The 21,263-nt window shown below is 37.9% G+C and carries 21 protein-coding genes; 13 read left to right on the top strand and 8 right to left on the bottom strand.

Annotated elements, in window-relative coordinates; translation table 11 throughout:
- The first annotated feature begins 614 nt into the window (after positions 1 to 614).
- Together H4J38_RS16025 and trmA are read left to right on the top strand one after the other, a co-directional pair.
- Positions 615 to 1,061, top strand: a complete 447-nt coding sequence (locus H4J38_RS16025) for an RNA-binding protein (protein WP_182133332.1) — start codon at positions 615 to 617, stop codon at positions 1,059 to 1,061.
- A gap of 728 nt (positions 1,062 to 1,789) precedes the next feature.
- On the top strand, positions 1,790 to 2,884 hold the full coding sequence (gene trmA / locus H4J38_RS16020) for a tRNA (uridine(54)-C5)-methyltransferase TrmA (protein WP_182133330.1): 1,095 nt from the start codon (positions 1,790 to 1,792) through the stop codon (positions 2,882 to 2,884).
- On the opposite strand, the gene fabR is transcribed toward trmA, so the two are convergent.
- Complete coding sequence (fabR, locus tag H4J38_RS16015) at positions 2,865 to 3,509, bottom strand: HTH-type transcriptional repressor FabR (RefSeq protein WP_182133328.1); 645 nt, start codon at positions 3,507 to 3,509, stop codon at positions 2,865 to 2,867. The genes trmA and fabR overlap by 20 nt on opposite strands.
- A gap of 231 nt (positions 3,510 to 3,740) precedes the next feature.
- On the opposite strand from fabR, the gene H4J38_RS16010 reads away from it, so the two are divergent.
- The 3 genes from H4J38_RS16010 to H4J38_RS16000 all read left to right on the top strand — a co-directional run bounded on the left by H4J38_RS16010 (position 3,741) and on the right by H4J38_RS16000 (position 6,958).
- Positions 3,741 to 4,859 (top strand): fatty acid desaturase, encoded by a 1,119-nt coding sequence (locus H4J38_RS16010; protein ID WP_182133327.1) that lies wholly within the window; start codon positions 3,741 to 3,743, stop codon positions 4,857 to 4,859.
- Between the two features lie 68 nt (positions 4,860 to 4,927).
- A complete protein-coding gene (sthA, locus tag H4J38_RS16005; protein WP_220465587.1) occupies positions 4,928 to 6,370 on the top strand; it encodes a Si-specific NAD(P)(+) transhydrogenase in 1,443 nt (480 codons plus the stop codon).
- A 96-nt stretch (positions 6,371 to 6,466) separates the two neighbouring features.
- Positions 6,467 to 6,958, top strand: a complete 492-nt coding sequence (locus H4J38_RS16000) for a histidine phosphatase family protein (RefSeq protein ID WP_259365541.1) — start codon at positions 6,467 to 6,469, stop codon at positions 6,956 to 6,958.
- Positions 6,959 to 6,981: 23 nt separating this feature from the next.
- On the opposite strand, the gene H4J38_RS15995 is transcribed toward H4J38_RS16000, so the two are convergent.
- The 3 genes from H4J38_RS15995 to H4J38_RS15985 all read right to left on the bottom strand — a co-directional run bounded on the left by H4J38_RS15995 (position 6,982) and on the right by H4J38_RS15985 (position 10,352).
- Positions 6,982 to 7,455 carry a hypothetical protein gene (locus H4J38_RS15995; protein ID WP_182133323.1) on the bottom strand — a complete coding sequence of 158 codons (474 nt, stop codon included), beginning with the start codon at positions 7,453 to 7,455 and terminating at the stop codon, positions 6,982 to 6,984.
- 239 nt (positions 7,456 to 7,694) lie between these two features.
- Positions 7,695 to 8,762 carry a uroporphyrinogen decarboxylase gene (gene hemE, locus H4J38_RS15990; RefSeq protein WP_182133321.1) on the bottom strand — a complete coding sequence of 356 codons (1,068 nt, stop codon included), beginning with the start codon at positions 8,760 to 8,762 and terminating at the stop codon, positions 7,695 to 7,697.
- Between the two features lie 828 nt (positions 8,763 to 9,590).
- Entirely contained in the window at positions 9,591 to 10,352 is a 762-nt protein-coding gene (locus tag H4J38_RS15985; protein WP_182133319.1) for an FKBP-type peptidyl-prolyl cis-trans isomerase, read from the bottom strand.
- A gap of 168 nt (positions 10,353 to 10,520) precedes the next feature.
- On the opposite strand from H4J38_RS15985, the gene H4J38_RS15980 reads away from it, so the two are divergent.
- From H4J38_RS15980 to H4J38_RS15970, 3 genes are all read left to right on the top strand, one after another.
- A complete protein-coding gene (locus tag H4J38_RS15980) occupies positions 10,521 to 11,471 on the top strand; it encodes a WD40 repeat domain-containing protein (protein ID WP_259365540.1) in 951 nt (316 codons plus the stop codon).
- Positions 11,468 to 11,689: a SlyX family protein gene (locus H4J38_RS15975; protein WP_182133317.1), complete on the top strand. Its 222-nt coding sequence runs from the start codon at positions 11,468 to 11,470 to the stop codon at positions 11,687 to 11,689. Before H4J38_RS15980 ends, H4J38_RS15975 begins: the two co-directional genes overlap by 4 nt.
- A gap of 812 nt (positions 11,690 to 12,501) precedes the next feature.
- Positions 12,502 to 12,954, top strand: a complete 453-nt coding sequence (locus H4J38_RS15970; RefSeq protein WP_310733491.1) for a methyltransferase — start codon at positions 12,502 to 12,504, stop codon at positions 12,952 to 12,954.
- A gap of 249 nt (positions 12,955 to 13,203) precedes the next feature.
- Here H4J38_RS15970 and H4J38_RS15965 read toward each other — a convergent pair whose 3' ends face one another.
- Positions 13,204 to 13,398, bottom strand: a complete 195-nt coding sequence (locus H4J38_RS15965; protein ID WP_182133313.1) for a YheV family putative zinc ribbon protein — start codon at positions 13,396 to 13,398, stop codon at positions 13,204 to 13,206.
- A 141-nt stretch (positions 13,399 to 13,539) separates the two neighbouring features.
- Between H4J38_RS15965 and H4J38_RS15960 the strand changes: the two genes are divergently transcribed.
- The 4 genes from H4J38_RS15960 (at position 13,540) to H4J38_RS15945 (ending at position 18,063) form a co-directional block, all read left to right on the top strand.
- On the top strand, positions 13,540 to 15,441 hold the full coding sequence (locus tag H4J38_RS15960; protein WP_182133311.1) for an ATP-binding cassette domain-containing protein: 1,902 nt from the start codon (positions 13,540 to 13,542) through the stop codon (positions 15,439 to 15,441).
- 131 nt (positions 15,442 to 15,572) lie between these two features.
- Positions 15,573 to 16,295, top strand: coding sequence for a tetratricopeptide repeat protein (locus H4J38_RS15955; RefSeq protein WP_182133309.1), 723 nt, complete (start codon positions 15,573 to 15,575; stop codon positions 16,293 to 16,295).
- A 563-nt stretch (positions 16,296 to 16,858) separates the two neighbouring features.
- On the top strand, positions 16,859 to 17,830 hold the full coding sequence (locus tag H4J38_RS15950) for a hydrolase (RefSeq protein WP_182133308.1): 972 nt from the start codon (positions 16,859 to 16,861) through the stop codon (positions 17,828 to 17,830).
- Complete coding sequence (locus H4J38_RS15945) at positions 17,827 to 18,063, top strand: YheU family protein (protein WP_182133306.1); 237 nt, start codon at positions 17,827 to 17,829, stop codon at positions 18,061 to 18,063. Before H4J38_RS15950 ends, H4J38_RS15945 begins: the two co-directional genes overlap by 4 nt.
- 94 nt (positions 18,064 to 18,157) lie before the next feature.
- On the opposite strand, the gene H4J38_RS15940 is transcribed toward H4J38_RS15945, so the two are convergent.
- The 3 genes from H4J38_RS15940 to nudE all read right to left on the bottom strand — a co-directional run bounded on the left by H4J38_RS15940 (position 18,158) and on the right by nudE (position 20,204).
- Complete coding sequence (locus H4J38_RS15940; RefSeq protein WP_182133305.1) at positions 18,158 to 18,742, bottom strand: YceI family protein; 585 nt, start codon at positions 18,740 to 18,742, stop codon at positions 18,158 to 18,160.
- An 89-nt stretch (positions 18,743 to 18,831) separates the two neighbouring features.
- Positions 18,832 to 19,650: a 3'(2'),5'-bisphosphate nucleotidase CysQ gene (gene cysQ / locus H4J38_RS15935; RefSeq protein ID WP_182133303.1), complete on the bottom strand. Its 819-nt coding sequence runs from the start codon at positions 19,648 to 19,650 to the stop codon at positions 18,832 to 18,834.
- Positions 19,647 to 20,204, bottom strand: coding sequence for an ADP compounds hydrolase NudE (gene nudE / locus H4J38_RS15930; protein WP_182133301.1), 558 nt, complete (start codon positions 20,202 to 20,204; stop codon positions 19,647 to 19,649). Before nudE ends, cysQ begins: the two co-directional genes overlap by 4 nt.
- A gap of 360 nt (positions 20,205 to 20,564) precedes the next feature.
- On the opposite strand from nudE, the gene yrfG reads away from it, so the two are divergent.
- Positions 20,565 to 21,242: a GMP/IMP nucleotidase gene (yrfG, locus tag H4J38_RS15925; RefSeq protein ID WP_182133299.1), complete on the top strand. Its 678-nt coding sequence runs from the start codon at positions 20,565 to 20,567 to the stop codon at positions 21,240 to 21,242.
- The last annotated feature ends 21 nt before the right edge of the window (positions 21,243 to 21,263 follow it).

Genomic DNA, 21,263 nt, shown 5'->3' with positions numbered 1-21,263 from the left:
CCTGAAGCGAGATGCGCATTCTACGCACCTGAGTTTTAATGTCAACGTTTTATTTAAATTTATTTTAAAAGTTTGAAACTTTCAAAACCAACCAGTTTAAAACGTTAAGTTAATCAAACTGGCCTAAACCGCGTTAGATAACATATTAAAACAGCTCGTTGGGGTTACCCCTTGGAACTGGAGCGCATTTTAGAGATTTTTGGCTTCACGTCAACACCTAAATAGCATTTAATTGCGAATAAGGGTTTGTTTGCTTTTTATTTGCTCACTTGGTGTTTTTATTGAGCTAAGGGAGTTTAAATAGCGTTCAAGCTAATATAAAAAGTCACATGAGAGCGTATATTTTGTTATTGATGAACTATAAGGTTTGAAACTTTCCTTCCTCTTTCCTTTATATAGATAAGGTGACTATGTAAAACATCAGAGAAGAATAGTTAACTAAATAACCCATTCTTTATTGGTTATGAAGTGATAAACGTATCTGTTAATTGTGTTAATGGATACTTGTCTGATTAAATTGCATAAAAATCACACTTATTCTTGCACATTACCAAAAGGTGGGTAACATAGAATTGCAATTTAAGTTTTTATAAAATAATAATTAGGTATCCATTATGAAGTCTCCCCAAGCATTAACGCTAATTGTTGCGTTAGTATTCTCTGTTGCTATCTATTTTATAGCTAACAGTAATGTAGTCGAACTTACCAGTATGAGCGTTGCAGTTATCGCTTTTGTTTGTGCATTTATCGCGCCCTTAATTGGTAAAGCCGAAACGAATGTACAAGAAGCAGACACAAGCATCAGCACACTCTATGTAGGCAATTTACCATACAGAGCTAATGAAGCCGCAGTAAGAGAGTTGTTTTCCGAATATGGTCAAGTTCAATCAGTAAGATTGATGAAAGATAAACATACAGGAAAAAGACGAGGATTTGGTTTTGTTGAAATATCAGCAGCAGATGCCGATGAAGCCGTTTCGTCATTAAATGATAGTGAATTTCAACAAAGAACGTTGAAAGTTCGCGAAGCTAAAGAACGACCAGAGCAAATTGTTGAATAAAATTCTGCATAAAGTTCATTATTAAGTTTCATATAGTTAGTTTTTAATGCCATTCACTGAAAAGTGAGTGGCATTTTTATATCTGGTAAGTCCTAACTGTGCTTATTTACTTTATCTTAAAGAGTATCTAAACATTCGTCATCATGCTTCAACATCAAACTGACTTTGGTAACAAACAATAATCACAAATCTATACCTTAGAAGGTACTTATCGTTACAACCCATTGTGGGAATTTGCCACTAAGTTAGGTCGAAGAACAGGTGAATTGCGTTCTGGCCCTGGTATTGGCAAGTTCTTTAAAAGCACAGTAAATTTGTATTCATTGTAAACTCGCTAACGTATTGTTAAGCAATGGGACGCTTTACTTGAGTATCGTGCGCTACAAGTTGTTGAAGATAATTCAACACGTAAAAGTAGGCTAGTGGGCGTTGACCATCATATAGTCAATTGGCTTCATGTAAAAAACTCACTTAACCAAATATCATACCTCCACTCTTAAGTTTTCGCGTAAATCCATTTATAAACTCATCGAAATAACTCACTCGGCAACTTCTAACGTAATAAATGTATACCTCTTGATAATTAATCTTATTTAGTCTGACTAAAGACTATGCTTAAAAAGCGAATTCTTCTAGAATACAGCCATTATTTAGTAGACAAGAATTGGCCACTCGCTAGAATTTCCGCCTCATTAATTAGCGATGCCCATTTTCAATAAGGTATTTCAATGTTTAGCCACATTCATCCCGATAATTATCAACAGCAGCTTGACGAAAAAAAGCAAAATATTACCACCACTTTTGCTCAATTTGACTTACCAACATTTGAAATATTCCCCTCGCCGACTTTAAATTACCGCCAGCGCGCTGAGTTTCGAGTTTGGCATGAAGGTGATGATCTCTATTACATAATGTTTAATAGTGAGACAAAAGAAAAATATAAGGTGGATGACTTTCCTGTTGCCAGTGTGCTTATCAATCAATTTATGACCGCATTATTAGCCGACATAAAAAATAACGATGTACTGCGCCAACGTTTATTCCAAGTTGATTTCCTATCAACACTGAGTGGCGAAGTATTAGTTAGCTTGCTTTACCACAAACAATTAGACGAGCAATGGATTGAACAAGCACAGCAATTAAAAGTGCGTTTATCTGCAATAGCGCCCGTTGATATTATTGGCAGAGCTCGCAAACAAAAAGTGGTATTAGACAAAGATTTTGTTATGGAAACCTTGACGGTAAATGGTGAAGATTTTCATTACCAACAAGTTGAAAACAGCTTTACACAACCTAATGCCAAGGTAAATGAAGAAATGTTACTTTGGGCTCAACAAGCCACTAAAAACCTCGGTGGTGATTTAATTGAGCTGTATTGTGGCAATGGCAATTTTAGTATTGCGTTAGCACAAAATTTTGATCGGGTATTAGGTACAGAAATATCGAAAACGTCAGTAAAATCAGCACAAATTAACATTGCAGCTAACAAATTAGATAATGTTGATATTGTAAGAATGGCGAGTGAAGACTTTAGTCAGGCAATGAACGGCGAACGTGTATTCCGTCGCTTAGAAGGCTTTGATTTAACCAGCTACAATTATCAAACCGTGCTTGTTGATCCACCGAGAGCCGGTCTTGATCCTGATAGTGTTGAGCTAGTTAGTCGTTTTGAGCGCATCATCTATATTTCATGTAATCCAGAAACGCTGCGTGATAACTTAACTGAACTAGTAAAAACCCATAAAATTGAGCATTTTGCGCTATTCGACCAATTCCCTTATACCCATCACGTAGAAACAGGTGTTATTTTGTCTCGCCTTTAACTTTAAGGCTGCGGTTTTCATTGCGTACGCCAAATTCAAATGCACCACGAGCAATAAACCTCAGCTGTTTAATTGTTCGTTGTGCTAATTGAGCTAAATCTTTTTTATCACAATCTAAAGCATCAGAGCCAGCACTAAAAACAATAGTTACGGCAGCATTGGCTTGTAGATAAGCCACTTCTGCATCAAGCTTATTGGCTTGTTGTAAGTAATCACAAAGCTCTAAAGTAAAATAACGAATTTCGCGATTAACCGCAGCACGAAATGCCGGCGATGTGCCTGAACGTTCTCGTAATAACAAACGAAAAATATTACCATTATTTTCAATAAACTCCATAAAAGTACGCACAGAAATTTGGATAACTGAGCCACCTTTATCAATGCGTTGCCTAGCTTGTCGCATTAATTGACGCAAGGTTAAACCGGCTTCATCAACCAAAGTTAAGCCCAATTCGTCCATATCAGAAAAATGGCGATAAAATGAGGTTGGCGCTAAACCCGCTTCTTTTGCTACTTCACGTAAGCTTAAGCTAGAAAAACTACGTTCACTACTGAGTTGCCCTAAAGCAGCATCAATTAATTGACGACGCGTTTTTTCTTTTTGAAGTGCTCGAATACCACTCATCGCCAGTACACCTAATATTTATTTCACGCTAAAACTAGGCTGATATGATACTGAAAATAGTTAACAATACTAGTAAATTGATGTTAATCGCCCAGTAATAGCCAGAATATTAATGCTTATGAACTCGAATAATTAATCATCAGCACTTGACTCAGCATCGAGTAAAGATAGAATAGCGTACATGTGTACACCGAAATATTTTTTGGTGCTTAGCCCCTAGATGGATAATTAATGAAAAAACCACCTATTATTTGGTTAAATGTATTTGTATTTAGCATTACCTTTTTATTTGCTGCAATCGCAGTGCCTTATCGTGCATTTACTCATGGCTTTGATGCCACAGAAATCACCGCAGCAACTATTTGCTTTATTTATTGTGGCATGTCGATCACTGCCGGTTATCACCGTCTTTGGTCCCATAGAACTTATCAAGCGCATTGGTCTTTAAGACTGATCTACGCGTTAGGTGGTGCATTTGCCTTACAAAATAGCGCTTTACATTGGTCTTCAGATCATCGAATTCATCACAAACATGTCGATAAAAATAATGTTGACCCCTATTCGGCAAAAATGGGTTTTTGGCATTCTCATATTGGCTGGATGCTAAGAGATCACCAACCTAAGCAATATAACGACTACAGCAATGTGCGCGATTTACAAAAAGACAGCATTGTTGTTTGGCAACATAAACATTATTTATTACTGACCATATTAATGAACTTCGGCGTACCAATTTTATTTGGCTTGTGGCACGGTGATATGATCAACAGCTTACTATTACTCGGCTTTTTGCGCTTAGTGTTAAGTCATCACACCACATTTTTCATAAATTCATTAGCGCACATCTGGGGTAAGCAAACCTACACTGAAAAAAATACAGCTCGCGATAATGGCGTGTTAGCCTTTTTTACTTTTGGCGAGGGTTACCATAACTATCATCATATATTTGAAAACGACTATCGTAATGGTATTCGTTGGTGGCAGTTTGATCCGACTAAGTGGCTAATTAAAGGTTGTGAGCATTTAAAGCTAACTTCAAAGTTACGCACAACACCAGAAGATAAAATAGAGAAAGCGCGTTTATCGATGATTTTGTTACGTAGTCAGCAAAAGTTAGCTGCCCACCCTGACGCCGAGCAACTATTAGAAAGATTACAGCATGAATATGATGAGCTTATTCATAAGATCAACGAGTTTTATGCTGTGCGTAAAGCATTATTAGCCACTAAGCGTGACCAATTAATGGCCGATGTCGAGAACTCTGAAGTGATGGCTCAATACCAAGAAATTAAGCGCCGATTAGCGGAACAACAGCGAAGCTGGCAAAACATGGTAGAAAAACTCGCATAAAAACAGTTACGTTCTATTTGATTCCTGCTAAAATTTTTCCATTGAAGCAGGAATTAAAGGGTTAACCGTTGAGTAAACAAGCACAAGCCGAGACTAAAAAAGCAAAAAGTTCAATTAAAAGCTACGATTTCGACGCCATAATTATAGGCACAGGGCCTGGTGGTGAAGGCGCTGCGATGAACTTAGCTAAGCGAGATAAGCGTGTTGCTATTATTGAACGCTATCATCATGTTGGCGGCGGATGTACTCATTGGGGTACCATCCCATCGAAAGCGCTACGCCAATCAGTTAGCCGACTTATCGAATATAACTCCAATCCATTGTTTAATGCTGGACAAAACGCCAAGCATTTAACCTTTCAGGATATTTTAAGTCACGCCTCGGCAGTTATTCGAAAACAAGTCAATTTACGTAGCGGCTTTTATAACCGCAACCAAGTTGAGCACTTTTACGGTGAAGCCTCGTTTGTTGACGCCAATACCATTCAAGTATTACGCACTGACGGCACAATCGATACCATTACAGCAAAACAAATAGTAATAGCCACAGGCTCTCGCCCTTATCATCCAGACGATGTTGATTTCACGCATCCTAGAGTTTATGACTCAGACAGTATTTTATCGCTTGAACATTCTCCACGCCAAATAATTATCTATGGTGCAGGTGTTATTGGTAGCGAATACGCTTGTATTTTTCGCGGCTTAGGGGTCAAAGTAGACTTGATCAATACCCGTGATCGCTTACTATCATTTTTAGATGACGAAATGTCAGACTCATTAAGTTATCACTTGTGGAACAACGGTGTTGTTATTCGCCACGGTGAGCAAATTGAGCGTGTCGAAACCAAAGAAGATTCAGTTATTGTGCATTTAGAGTCTGGTAAGAAAATGCGCGCTGACTGTTTACTATTTGCCAATGGTCGTACCGGTAATACAGCCGATTTAAAACTTGAAAATGCTGGTTTAAAAGCGGATGGTCGTGGGCAATTAAAAGTTAGCGATACCTACCAAACTGATGTAGATGGTATTTTTGCTGTTGGTGATGTTATTGGCTATCCAAGTTTGGCCAGTGCCGCATTTGATCAAGGTAGAATTTGCGCCAGCGCAATGCTAAACGGTGATGGCAATGCAAAACTGACTGTTGATATTCCAACTGGTATTTATACCATTCCAGAAATCAGTTCTGTCGGTAAAACCGAGCAAGAGTTAACCGAAGCAAAAATCCCTTATGAAGTTGGTCGTGCGCAGTTTAAACATTTAGCCCGCGCACAAATATCTAATAATTTAGTCGGCTCGTTAAAAATTCTTTTCCATCGTGAAACCAAAGAAATATTAGGTATTCATTGTTTTGGTGAAAATGCCGCAGAAATTATTCATATCGGTCAAGCCATCATGCAGCAAACTAACGGTGGCAATACCATTGAATACTTTGTTGAAACTACCTTTAACTATCCAACAATGGCAGAAGCATTCAGGGTAGCGGCATTAAACGGGTTAAACCGACTGTTTTAAATGCAAATAAAAGGGTGAAATTATTAACAACTTTGCCCTTTTTCTCTAATGTTTCCCGCTCTGAAATGTGTTTATTTAAACCAAAACGGAAAAGTTATGAAATATAGTTTACTGGTAGCCCTAAGCTTTTTTGTCTTGCCGGCACTCGCCGATGATAGTTTTAGCATTTACTTAGTTCGCCATGCAGAAAAGCAAGCGGTAAAAGATGATCCTAAATTGACCCAGTGCGGTAAATTGAGAGCAAAACAAATTGCTAACATGCTTGAACATACAAAAATCAAACATGTGTATAGCACAGCATACCAACGCACTATGGCAACAGCCGCCCCCTTTGCTAAACAGCAAAAACTGGCAATAAAACAATATTCGCCAGCAAAACTTAACCAGTTTGCACAGCAGTTACTCAAACAAAAAGAAAATGTTTTAGTGGTGGGTCATAGCAATACCACGCCACAATTATCGGCATTACTTAGTGAGTTAACCGTGGATGATATTACCGAAAAGCAATACCGAAACCTTTATCAAATTCAAGTTAGCAGCAGCGGTAAAACCTTAACCTTATTTACCCAGCCACTAACTTGTCGCTAATCTGTCATTAAATCTTATTATACTTACATCTCAGTTTCATTTGCTTGATTACCCGGTGTTATCAGCTCTATTTCGGTAATAGTAAAAGGTGTGCCCCATTGTTGAATGGTCATAACATTTTTTACTTTGCCTTTAATGCGAACAATAGCACCATTTTGCGCAAACTCTTTTGCCATATTCATCGGTAATATTTTTTTACCTGAATCAGTAATAATGCCGTAAAAGCCGCCTTCTAAGTTTAAAAACTGCACACGACCACGTTGCCACTCTCCAGATTCATCCTTCAACTTATCTTTTAACTCTTCCATCTTGTCGCCTTTTAATTTTTCATTAGCATTTATCGGCGTAGCAACAAGCTTAGTGGCTTCCTGCTGAGTGTTATTATCCTGTATAGCTTGCGCGTCTTTAGCTTCTTCTTTTTCTGTTGAGCTACTGCCACAGGCACTGAGTAACACGGTAATCAATAATGTAGATATAAGGTTTGTATTTGTCGTCATTGTTCTATCCTTTTAAAATCAATTTCTACCTCAAGCATACCTTAATCTAAAAGCATTAACCAAAGACAAAATTGAAACTAATATCCATATCAGAAAATGCTCAGCAACGTCTTATTAGTGAAATAATTTACATCATAATATTAGCGAATAAAAAAAGGAGCATTAAGCTCCTTTATATTCAATAAATTAAGTCGTTTTATTCAAACTAGAGGTAAACAATATCTTTTATGAATAATTACTTATAGATGATACGGCTTACTTAAACGATGAACCGACTCAATAAAGTGACCCGCATGATCTGGGTTCACATCCGGATGTATACCATGTCCTAAGTTAAACACATGGCCTGTACCACCTTCACCAAAACCTGTTAGTATTTTCGATACTTCTTGCTCAATACGCGGCAATGGTGCGTATAACATTGACGGGTCCATATTGCCTTGCAGCGCCACTTTATCACCAACACGTGCTTTGGCATTTTCAATATCTATTGTCCAATCAAGACCTACAGCATCACAACCTGTTGCAGCGATGTCTTCTAACCACATACCACCATTTTTGGTAAATAATGTCACTGGCACTTTACGACCATCGTTATGACGCGTTAAACCATCAACAATTTTCGCCATATACTGCAATGAAAACTCTTTATAATCGCGAGGTGACAAAACTCCGCCCCAAGTATCAAATACCATTACCGATTGAGCACCGGCAGCAATTTGGGCATTTAAATATAAAATAACTGAGTCGGCTAGTTTATCTAACAATAAGTGCAAAGTTTGTGGCTCTGCGAACATCATTTTTTTGATCTTAGTGAAAGCTTTTGAACTACCACCTTCAATCATATAAGTGGCCAGGGTCCATGGACTACCAGAAAAGCCAATAAGCGGTACATCGCCGTTCAGCGTTTTCTTGATGGTACGTACTGCATTCATAACGTATTGCAATTCGCCTTCAGGATCCGGAATACCAATTTTATCAATATCAGCTTTACAAGTAATTGGGCGTTCAAATTTAGGCCCTTCCCCTGTTTCAAAATACAGACCCAAGCCCATAGCATCAGGAATAGTTAAAATATCACTAAATAAAATAGCAGCATCAAGTGGAAAGCGACGTAATGGCTGAATGGTTACTTCACATGCTAAATCAGCATCACGACATACCGACATAAAGTCGCCAGCGCCTTTACGTACTTCACGATACTCCGGTAAATAACGACCGGCTTGGCGCATCATCCAAACAGGAGTGTAATCAACAGGTTGGCGCAATAGCGCACGCAAATACGTATCGTTCTTTAATTCAGTCATGAAAATTCTTCTCCGCAATAATATGCGCGCATTCTAACACTTCAAATTTTATTGATCTATCTTCCAAATCAAATCTACGCTCGTTCATGGCATTCATATTGAAATTTTTTGCAAATTAACCGTTATTTTGTGCTATCAAGAAGATGCTATGGCAAAATCAGCCTAAAACACGATAGGGTATGTAACAAAAAAACAAAGACCTCTAGCTTAATAAAACAGCACATTCATTATCTAAATCAATTTAAATAAAGATAATTTATTTTAAATAAAAAATAAAATTGTTTATTTTTCCACCAACCCCATTAAGAACATAGGCAATGTATTTCATAAATCACCAAAGTGGTAAACCAGCCTAGATGGTTTTAGTGATTTCTATAAAATATGGCCTTAGTTACGTTAGAACTTGATAGGTAAACTTTTTTACATTTAATTACCTATTTTAAAAAAATGTAAACTGGTTGAAAATTAAACTTTGCACTTGATATGCTGTTAGAACTGAAAAAACTGGTTGATAGCAGCCTATTTTTACACGCCTTATACGAAAAAGTTCGTGGAATATATGCTCTATTAAAGTTGTTGCACGAAGAAAAAGCCTTTGCTATAAATGTCCCGCGCTAAAGAAAAACAATAATAAAAATAAAGAAATAAATAAAAAGAAGCTAGTTTACTAGACCACACAGCGAGCATTTCAAGCCTTACTTCGGTAAGGCTTTTTTATTGCCTGAAATAAACGTTCAATTTACCTTATACCAACTTAAAACAATGCTCTAAAACAAAAAAACCAACCGCTAAGGTTGGTTTTTTTGTTATTCAACAACAGGTAAGTTATTACTTGTTATCGCCAACTTTTGCTGCAGCTTCTGGTTTTTGAATTTCTAATAATTCAATATCAAACTGTAGTACAGAGTTACCCGGAATGCGTGGTGGGTTACCATTTGGTCCATAAGCTAAGTCTGAAGGAATAGTAAATTTAAACTTAGAACCTACCGACATTAACTGTACACCTTCGGTCCAGCCTGAAATTACACGGTTAAGTGGGAACACTGCAGGTTCACCACGGTCGTATGAACTATCAAAAGTTTCGCCGTTAAGGAATGTGCCATGGTAGTGAACTTTCACGGTATCAGTAGCGGCAGGTTTCTCACCTTCGGCTTCTGTTAGAATTTCGTATTGAATGCCAGATTCAGTAACTTGAACACCTGCTTTTTTAGCATTTTCCGCCAAAAATGCCTGACCTTCAGCTAAGCTTGATTCTGAACTCACTGCGGCTTGCTCTTTTTGCTTTGCTTTCATTGCTTGATCTAAGTTCATCAACAACGCTTGAATATCTTCTTTTTCTATTTGAGAGTTACCGTCCATGCTATCGGTAAATCCACGTATAATAAGCGACTTGTCTAAAGTTAAGCCTAATTTATCATGTTCTTCTAAATTACGTTCCATGTACATACCAATCGAAGCACCTAAACCGTAGGCTTGTTTTTGTATTTCTGTATCAAGCGCAACCGCTTTTTCTTCTTGCTTAACTGGTTCTTGACAACCCATTACTGATAATAAAGCAATAGCGACTAACGTTGGTTTAAAAAATTTCATTTATATCTCCGTTTTACTACTTAGCCAGAAATCCCCGCTAAGTCATTTAAATATGTGTGAATTGTGAAACAATGCGGCTTATACTAACGATAAATGACCTAAGAAAAAAGTATTAATATTTTGCTAAACTGTAACTCAACTATTCTTAAAGCCAAGCTGCTGTTTTTATTGGCATTGCTAACTGCTTGTCAGCCTGTAGGCCAAGAGCCAGCACAAAGGTGGCAACATGCAGTAGAGGGAGCCTACGCGGCTGATATCTCTAATGACGCTAAATTCAGTGTGGTTTCATCTATTCATCACGGCATTAGTTTGTGGGATTTAGACAATAACTCCCTGAAATATAATTGGTCGCAACAGCAAAGTAGCGCTGATAATTTAGTATTGGTGGTGGATATTGCCGATAATAACAGCCATGCCATTACTGCTAACCGCCATGACTTTTCATTGTGGAATATAGAAAATGGCCAATCAGAAGGGTTTTGGTCGATCACAGAATCGACAATTCGTGATGTAGCCGTGGCAAATAATGGTGACTATCTACTGGTTGGGCAAAGTAACGGTAAAGTAGTACACATTACTATTGCCAACGGTCGACGATTAGAATTTTTAGGTCATCAAGAAAAAATCAATGCCGTAGACATGTTACCTAATGGTCGTGTTGCTATTTCTGGCTCTAATGATTTTGTTGCCTACGTGTGGGATACCGTTTCAGGACAAGTTATTTACCGCTTTAACCACCCTAGTCGCGTGACCATGGTGGCACTTGACCCCAAAGGTCGCTATGCCTTCACTGCTGACAGTAAAAAATCGTCCAATATTTGGGATTTAAAAACCGGTAAGTTAATTTCCAAGTTAAAATACTTTAATCGCCAAGAGATTTTTAGTGCAGTGCAATTTTCACCTGATGGTACTAAGCTATTAACGGGTGCACCTTCTCGCAAGGTTAGCCTATGGGATATTGCTACAGGCGAACGTCTAACTAGCTGGCGAGTTTTGCCACGTGACGATATTAGACCCGCTGGAGCAGTTGTTTATAGTGTCGCTTTTAGAGATAATAACCAGGTAATCACCGAAAGCTCTTCTGGATACGCCGAATTATGGCAGGTAAATAAACCGTGAAATCAGTTATTGAATTAACCAAAGCAATTGAAACGCTTGAAACTCGCAATGCATTTCAAGACGATATAATCGAACAACTAAACCATGAGATAACGATACATCAAAGCCAACTTGCTGAACTTAAACATCAAGTAGCTTTAATTGCCAATAGAATTAAAGATAACGCGCCGGAACAGGAAGGCAAAGAAGAAATAGAGCCGCCACCGCCACATTATTAAGTCTATTAATTAAATATAACGGGCTAATAAAACAGCCCCGTTTTTATTCAAATATTAGTAAGTAAATAAATTTGTGGATTAATTTCGATATAACATTATTTTCACGCCCTACCCCTTCTTAAATTAAATTTAAAAAAAACTAAGGTATATCACTGCTAGAGCACTGAATTTTATGAAGAGTGTTTTTCTATTTTAAAAGAAATGAATAGCGATTAGTTAGCACTTTTCGGTTTTCTACTCTCCTAAATGAGCGTTTGTTTACCTAGTATATTGTGTTAAATTTATATTCTTACCTGATTAATTTTTAAAAGGAATTTTATATGATTGCTTTACTCGTTTTAAATGTACTGTGTATTTTTGTTTGTTATTACGTAGCCAAATCAAAAGGCTCCAACGCTAGGTATTGGGCTATAATGGGCGCTATTTTCGGTCCACTGGCTTTGCCGTTTGTTTTCTTTGCAAAGCCTAAAGCTAAACTTACTTAGATAAGTAAATGTTTAATTTACTGTATATAAAAGTGATATAAAAGAACTCAATACATTAGTTATTGGCGCTGCTCAATTTTTAAAAAACTACGTTTAGCCCGTTAACCGGGTATTGGTAACACCAGTACTCACTTAAATGAATATTAATAATTTATGATTTCTCCCGAGAATACATCTGCAATAATAGAGTTTACGCGTTTATATTTAGCCATTTTTTATTCTTCTGTCGCATTCTTTTATACCATTAGAATTATAAGCGCAAAAAAAAGCACCAATATTGAGTTAGTATTCCCCGGAGAGCGCTATTGCTCTAACTGGTGGAATCACATGACATTTCGGATATTTAGAGTATCTATCTGGATGGTATGTGTGCTCAGATTTTACTTTCCAGATATTGATGGTTATTTAGGCATAATACCGAGCTTAGAGAATGTGCCTATGTTGATATCTGGTAATGTTTTATTAACTATCGGCTTTTTATTAACCATTATCATTCACTTTAGCATGAGCCAAAAATGGCGTTCGGGTATAGATCCCAAAGGTCCTGAACAATTAATTACAGATGGCTTTTTCAAATATTCTCGTAACCCCATCTTTACTAGTGTCGCTTTATCTCAACTGGGTTTCTTCCTAGCATTGCCTTCCGTTTTTACCTTGGTTTGCCTAATTATTGGTTTATATACACTACACAAGCAAACACTTGCAGAGGAAGATCATTTATCAACCGCACTTCCAAGTGAATATAAACTATATTCAACTAACGTTCGTCGATGGCTATAGAAATAGTGACTCATATTATTTTAGTATTATGAGTTAATGATGGGTCTATCCTGTGATGTTGCCGTACATAACTTAATAACTAATACTAATTAAGCAAAGGTATTTAATCACTGCTGTTCGGAAATTTCTGGCTGAGCCAAAAAAATTAAGCCAGCAACATTTGTCAAAGATTTACTAACAGCTCCCATTGCCCTAAACGCCATAGCCGATTCAAATCAACATAAGCTATTTGAATATATCGTTTAGCACTTAATCTTGTTTAAAAATACCAATGACCTGCTCGTTTGGTCTTACTTCTTGCTCCACATGCTCTTCTGGTTGCGCCATTTGATGACCACAGCTAACACAAGTTACTGTCTCGACGCTGTTTTCTTTGGTTAGTCCCATGGTGTCCATTGCCTTGCATTTTGGACAGATTGCTCCTGCTATAAATCTTTTTTTCACTTATTTACTCAATTTTATTTAGTTTTGTTAAATTTTTTCATTCGTTTTAGCAAGATATCTGCTCAGTGCTTCTATTTTACCTTGAACTACCCCCTAAGGAAAAGCGACAATAGCGACCTGCATTAAAATGAGTAACGATAAATGATCATAGCCACAGATTTAAGTTTAGCCCGAGGCGCAAAATACCTCATAAAATCATCAAGTTTTACGATACATCCAAATCATAAAGTTGGGCTTGTTGGGGCAAACGGCTGTGGTAAATCATCTTTATTCGCCAGCTTACTGGGCGCACTACCTGCCGATATGGGTAACCTTTCAATGCCTTCAAGCTGGAAAATTGCCACCGTTAAGCAGGAGACGCCAGCGCTAGACCGATCAGCTTTAGATTATGTTATGGATGGTGATATTGAATATCGTGAGTTAGAAGCCAAATTAGAACAAGCGCGCGCCGACGACAACGGTACTCTTGAAGCGACTATTATCAACCAAATTGACACTGTTAATGGCTACAGTTTACCTGCACGTGCAGGCGAATTATTACACGGTTTAGGTTTTGTACAAGAGCAGCTAGCCAATTCGGTTAAATCATTTTCCGGTGGTTGGAGAATGCGTTTAAACTTAGCCCAAGCCTTGATAAGTCGCGCTGATTTATTATTACTGGATGAGCCAACCAACCATTTAGATTTAGACGCAGTAATTTGGCTACAACGCTGGTTAAAAAGATTCACTGGCACCTTAGTGCTTATCTCGCATGATCGTGATTTTCTTGATGATGTTATCGGACAAATCCTTCATATTGAGCATCAGACCGCGAAGTTATATTCTGGTAATTACAGTGCTTTTGAACGTCAACGTGCAGAGCATTTGGCCCAGCAAGATGCCCAGTATCAGAAACAACAAAAAGAAGTCGCTCATTTAACCTCTTTTGTAGACCGGTTCCGCGCTAAAGCTAGTAAAGCAAAACAAGCGCAAAGTCGTTTAAAACGTCTGCAAAAATTACCAGATTTGGCGCCAGCACATGTTGATAGCCAATTTACTTTCAGCTTTGAGCAGCCAGATACTCTGCCTTATCCTCTATTGGCATTAAAAGAAAGCCAGTGTGGCTACAGTGATGAAGCCATTATTTTAGAAGACGTTGGTATGACCTTAGTACCCGGTAGTCGCATTGGTTTACTGGGTCGCAACGGTGCAGGTAAATCAACCTTAATAAAGTCGCTGGCAGGTGATTTAACATTACTTAAAGGTGAGCGTTATTGCGCGCAAGATCTTCGTGTTGGCTACTTCTCTCAGCATCAGCTAGAGCAATTGCATTTACCCAGCAGTGCTATTGAGCATATTACCCGCGCAAAGCCGGATATAACCGAGTTACAAGCTCGGTCATTTTTAGGCCGTTTTGGTTTTAGTGGCGATCAAGCCTTAGATAAAGTCGGCACTATGTCGGGTGGTGAAAAGGCACGTTTGGTATTAGCGCTTATTGTGTTAGAAAAACCACAACTGTTATTGTTAGATGAACCCACCAACCATCTCGACTTAGAGATGCGCCAGGCATTAGTTTTAGCCCTACAAGACTTTGATGGCGCCATTATTCTTATTGCCCATGATCGTTATTTATTAGAATCATGTGTCGATGAATTTTATATCGTGGCTAATGCTCATGTAACAGAATTTGATGGTGACATTGATGATTATCAGCAATGGTTAAATGATGATAAAAAACAAAGTGTGAAGGCGAACAAAGTGGTTAGCGAACCACAAGTAGATAAAAAGCAACAACGCAAAGAACAAGCGGAATTACGTAAGAAAGCCTCACCACTGCGTAAACAAGCTGATAAGTTCGAAAAACTAGTGCAAAAAAATCAAGACGAGTTAACTGAAGTTGAAGCTAAACTGGCAGATAGTGAAATTTATCAAGCTGAGCACAAAGCAAAACTGACCGAATTACTTAAACGCCAAGCGAAGCTGACACAAGATCTAGAAGCCCATGAAATGCAATGGCTTGACCTTGAAGAACAAATTGAAGAGATAATGTCACAAGCTTTATAAATTTATTGCTACACTTAATACTAAAGGGGTTAATTATTTTATCTAAATTAATCAGCTTGGTATAACAAATCGCAGCAGAACACTTTGTCACTGCGTTGAATGGCGACAACACCAGAATATAGGACACTATAATGAAAAAATTGACCTTACTAGCACTCAGCTTTGCCCTTTTGGCTCAAAGCTCTGCATATAGCGCTGATATAGACTTAGGCATATATGAGCTAAACCGTGGTGAGTTTAAAGCTGCGATTGCGGAATTTGAGCCTCTAGTTGCCGAGGACTATGCTCCTGCGCAACACCAAATGGCGATAATTTATTTAAACGGTTACGGCGTACTTAAAAACCCAACAAAGGCGCTAGAATTATTTCATTTGGCAGCATCGCAAAATTATTCAGAAGCCTTATTCGATCTTTCTTTGCTTTACAGTGAAGGCGAAGTGGTTAAAAAAGATCTAAAAAGCGCTTATGCATTAATGGAAAAAGCAGCCAAGAAAGACTTACCACGGGCACAATTCAATTTAGGGGTAATGCTTTATAACGGTAGTGGTGTTCAGCGTGATTATTTACAAGCTTCACGCTGGTATCAAAAGGCGGCTGATCAAAACTATGCGCTAGCGCAATTTAACCTTGCCCTAATGTACTTTGAAGGTAAAGGCGTCGCTAAAAGCACTGAAATGTCTTATGTTTGGAATATTATTGCCGCTAAAAATGCCTATCGTATGGCGGAAAAAAGTCGCGATATGGACGAACATAAATTAACGGTTGACCAAATTACAGCTAGTCGCGAAAAAGCGGATGCTATTTATCGCAAAATAATTCAGCAAAGAGAGCTGAAGTTAAGACAAAAACCTTAAGGCTAATCCTTAGAAACCCCTTAAAGCGTAGAGCCTTAAATCAAAAATAAACCCGCACATAATGTTAGCGGGTTTATTTTTATCTGTTTGCCATTTATACAAGTATTGCCAATCCTATTTCATCTATAGATATTCGTTTGAGTATGCTTAAATATAAAATATTAAGTCAGCAACAATAGCTATTAATACCCAGAATATTCCCACCATAAGTCACGACGAACGTGATCTAAATCAATAAGTAATACCTAATTATTATTTATAATAGCTATCTAACCTATTTACTATTTCGATATTTTTGGAGTGAGTTATGAATTTTGTAGATATGCTATTAAACGACCCTATAGTAATAATTTCATTTATTGGACTAGCTACCGTTTTAGGAATTTGTAGCTTTTACGTTTATTATTTTTTAAAACAAATTAATGAAGATGTGAAATAACTGAATTTGTTTAACTACTCTGTTGAATAACTTTATGTGTGCTGTTCACTCATCGCCTAACGGTGGGCAATAGCAAAGTTTTAACGTACAATAAATTTTTTGTATTACACACTATTACCTCGTTATGTTTACCAAAAGTTCTTTCAGCCCAGCTTGGTGGTTAAAAAACGCTCACTTACAAACCATTGCTGCTAAATTTTTTCGGCGGGGTTATACCATTGACACCACTAATGAAACTTTAGAGTTACCTGATGGTGACTTTGTTGATTTAGCGTGGACTGAAAAGGTTAGTTCGACTTGCTCTCGCCCTATTGTGGTAGTATTACATGGCCTTGAAGGCTCTAAAAACAGCCATTATGCTAAAGGCATGTTGTCTGCAATTAAAGCCCAAGGTTGGGTCGGTGTTTTAATGCACTTTCGTGGTTGCAGTGGCCGACCAAACCGTATGGCGAAATCTTATCATAGCGGCCAAACTTGCGATGTAGACTACTTTAGCCAATACCTTGCTAGCAGTTACCCTGAAGCAAAAAAAGCCATAGTAGGCTTTTCATTAGGCGGTAATGTATTAACAAAATATTTGGCTGAACAAAAACAAAATATCTATCAAGTTGCCTGTGTAATTTGTGCACCACTTGACCTATCCAGTTGCAGCAACAGAATTAATCGTGGCTTTTCGCGTGTTTATCAAAAGTACTTAGTAGATATGCTAAGAACGAGTACCATTGAAAAAATAAATGCTAACTTACTAAGTAATATAGATAGAAACCACTTAAAAAAAGTGCGCTCAATTCGAGATTTTGATCAAATGGTTACTGCTCCAGTTAATGGCTTTCGTGATGCAAATGACTACTATCAACAAGCAAGTGGTCGAGATGTGCTTAAACAGATAACCACGCCATGTTTAATTATTCACGCGAGTGATGACCCATTTTTATGCCATGAAAACACCACGGCTGTTGGTGCCCTGCCAAAAGAAATAACTTTTGAAGTGAGTACTCGTGGCGGCCATGTCGGCTTCATTGGTGGTAAAAACCCATTCAAGCCAAGATTTTGGCTAGAGCAACGTATACCAGAGTTTTTTAAGCGCTATTTATGATTATTCCATTAGAGCAACTTACCACCGAGACTTTAAGTGCCATTATTGAAAATTTTGTCCTAAGAGAAGGCACAGAGTATGGCAGTGAAGATGTATCACTCAACGATAAAATCACCCAAGTGCATCAGCAATTAAAGCAAGGCACTGCGCTTTTAGTGTACTCTGAACTACATGAAACCGTGAATATTTTACCGGCAGATCAATTTGTAGAAGACGCTGAAGAAACCTCTTAAAAAGCGATAAGAGTTCGATGAAAAATATTCTGTCCAATAAAAAAGGCACGGGTTAAGTGCCTTTTTTATTGGTAAAGAACAATTCAGTTTGGACTTAGCGCGTAAATGTTACCGAGAAACTTACCGGTACCACATAATCGATACTCGGGAGCGAAGCTAATTCTTTAAGCTTATTAATGCCCGCTACTACACCAAAAGCATCCGCTTGAATAAAAAATGGCTTTATCGTGTTCACCAATATCTTATTTGCGCTTAGCTTAACAACAATCACGTCAATAATTACAGCCTGTTGCTGGCCATGAAAGTCTACTGCGCCGCTAATGCTCATTTTTTTATCTTCGCCAATTTCTAAAGTTTTAAGCAATGCCTTATCAAGCGCAGCAGTGAAATTTGCCGTACTGTATGTCTCGCTTTCAAAAACAAACTTCTTCATACGTTCATCACGAATTGCAATATTGGTATTTACACTGGCTAGGTCGACGCTAATGTTAACCTGTGCTTGCTCGTTAATATTACCGGCAAGTTTTGCAAAGCTATGATTCTCGGCAATAGTAGCTTTTTTCACTGAAATAAAACTAAGTTGAGAATTAGAGTTATCAAGTTTCCATGCCGCTAAGGCAGGTACACTTACTGTTGTTACCAACAGCAAGGAAATTAGTATTAAGGCTTTTTTGTGCATTATGTACTCCAGATTCGTCAGGCTTTCACTTGACCTTTGTGCCCCAAGTAAATAACCATATGGTATTTTTGCTTGGGCTTTATTAAATGTTAGCGTGTTGCTCTGTGCGGTTTTATAATATCTTGCCAAGGAATTTGTTTATTCCCTAACGATATAAAGTCGGGCTGCATCAAAGTTTCTCGTTGATTATACGTTAATGGCTTAAATTCACTGTCGATAATACTACCGCCGGCTTGTTCAATTATACAGTGACTAGCACCCGTGTCCCATTCACCCGTAGGACCAACGCGCAAATAACAGTCGGCACCACCTTCAGCAATTAAACAATTTTTAAGTGAGCAACTGCCTAAAGCAATATGGTCGAAATCGTATTTATCATTTAAATACTGCCCCATTAAGTTAATGTCTTGTCGACGGCTAATAGCGACTTTAATACGGCGGTGGCCATCGTATTTCGCCACCTGTATTTTATGGCTACCAGCATCATTTTCTTTAAATGCACCTAGATTATTTTGGGCATAATAGGTTAATTGATGATCTGGCGCATGGATAACACCAATGCTTGGCCAACCATTTTCTACTAACGCTACATTTACCGCAAAATCGCCACTACCTGCAATAAACTCACCTGTGCCATCAATAGGGTCTAATAACCAATAACGAGACCATTTGCTGCGCTGTGCATGGGCTAACGCCCCAACTTCTTCAGAAATAATAGGAATATCGGGCGTTAGCCTTTTTAGTTCATCCATTAAAATATCATTTGCGGCGATATCAGCACTTGTTACTGGGCTGTTATCTTCTTTCATCTCAGCGGTGTAATTGCCTTGTTTATAATAGCGCGCGACTTCTTGACCGGCTTTTTTGGCACTTTCGAGTGCAATTGACAATAACCTTTCCTGGCTCATAAAATACCTCCTAAGTGATCTTTTACTAATAACAAAGCGGCTATACTGCGCGCCTCATTAAAATCTGGTTCTTGTAATAGCTGACGATAATCTGATATAGGCCAAGGCACTAATTCTAAAGCTTCAGGCTCATCACCTATTAATTTTTCAGCATAGAGATTTTCTGCGAGAAATATGGTCATTTTAGCATCAAAAAATGCTGGGGCCATGGCGACGGTATGAATTGAGGTTAATTTTTCAGCGCCATAGCCAACTTCTTCTTTTAATTCTCGATTGGCCGCGTCTGCTGCACTTTCACCAGCGTCAATAAGCCCCTTTGGAAAACCAAGTTCATAAGTATGGGTGCCGCCGCAGTATTCTCGCACTAGTAACATGGTATGTTGATCTAGCATAGGTACAATCATGACTGCCCCTCTGCCTTTACCAGACATACATTCATATTCACGCTTTTCACCATTGGAAAAGGTTAAGTCGATTTGCTCAATCGCAAATAAACGACTTTTAGCAACCTGCTTGCGTGCTGTAATTTGCGGTAGTACTTTTTTTGTTGTCATAACGCCCTTTATTGCAACAACTTAAGTGAATGCATGTTGAAAAACTAAAGTTTAACCATAGCATGATAACCCTGAATACATAACTATAACTAGGTTTAATCGATGTGAGATTACACTTAGATACAGTCACTATCAGTTCATTAACCTAGTTCCTATGAACTTAACATTTTCCTCCTCAATACTGATAGTTTTGTGTTTATCAAAGCGGATTTATGTGTGTAATTCCTAGCTATAAATAAAATTCAACACAGATAAACACAAAATAGCCTGATGATTGATTTTTATTATCTCGTGTTGAGGTTACACAGCCAAACCTCTTGGGTATAATCCTATAATAAACGTGTTTCTAGGGGAAAACCTATGCTTGATTGGTCTAAAATTTCAACTGTTTTACTTGATATGGATGGCACCATTCTCGATTTACATTTTGATAATCACTTTTGGTTACACCATTTACCGAAACGCTATAGTGAATTGCACGGTGTAAGCTTAGCCGCGGCTAAAACATCTTTAATGGCTCATTATGAAAAAGTTGCAGGAACAATAGATTGGTATTGCTTAGATTATTGGGCTGAACAAACAAAATTATCGATCACTGACTTGAAGCGTGAAATACAACATTTGATTCAATTGCGCACTGACGCTCATGACTTTCTAGTCGCGCTAAAATCATCAGGGCGTGATGTGGTGCTTGTCACCAATGCTCACCCTGATAGTTTATCGCTAAAAATAGAGTGCACCGCATTAGATAAATACTTTGATACGCTTTACTCAACGCACGAATTTGGCGTCACAAAAGAGTCTCAATTGCTTTGGCAACGTTTACAAAAAAAGCATGGTTTTGCACTAGAAAGCACACTTTTTGTTGATGACAGCCTAGTGATACTCGATTCTGCTAAAAAATATGGTATTGGCCATTTATTAGCAGTGGCAAATCCTGATAGTAAAAAAACAATTAACGTATTTAACGATTATCCGTCAATTACCGATTATGGTGTTTTAGTCCAAGAGATAACCAGCAGTCAGTGGCGTAATTAATTTTTTATTGAGGTATTTAGG

Source organism: Colwellia sp. BRX10-3 (assembly GCF_014077505.1).
In the GTDB taxonomy this organism is placed as follows: domain Bacteria; phylum Pseudomonadota; class Gammaproteobacteria; order Enterobacterales; family Alteromonadaceae; genus Cognaticolwellia.
The sequence above is the reverse complement of the archived record's forward strand: the minus strand, read 5'-3'. Positions and strand labels throughout refer to the sequence as shown.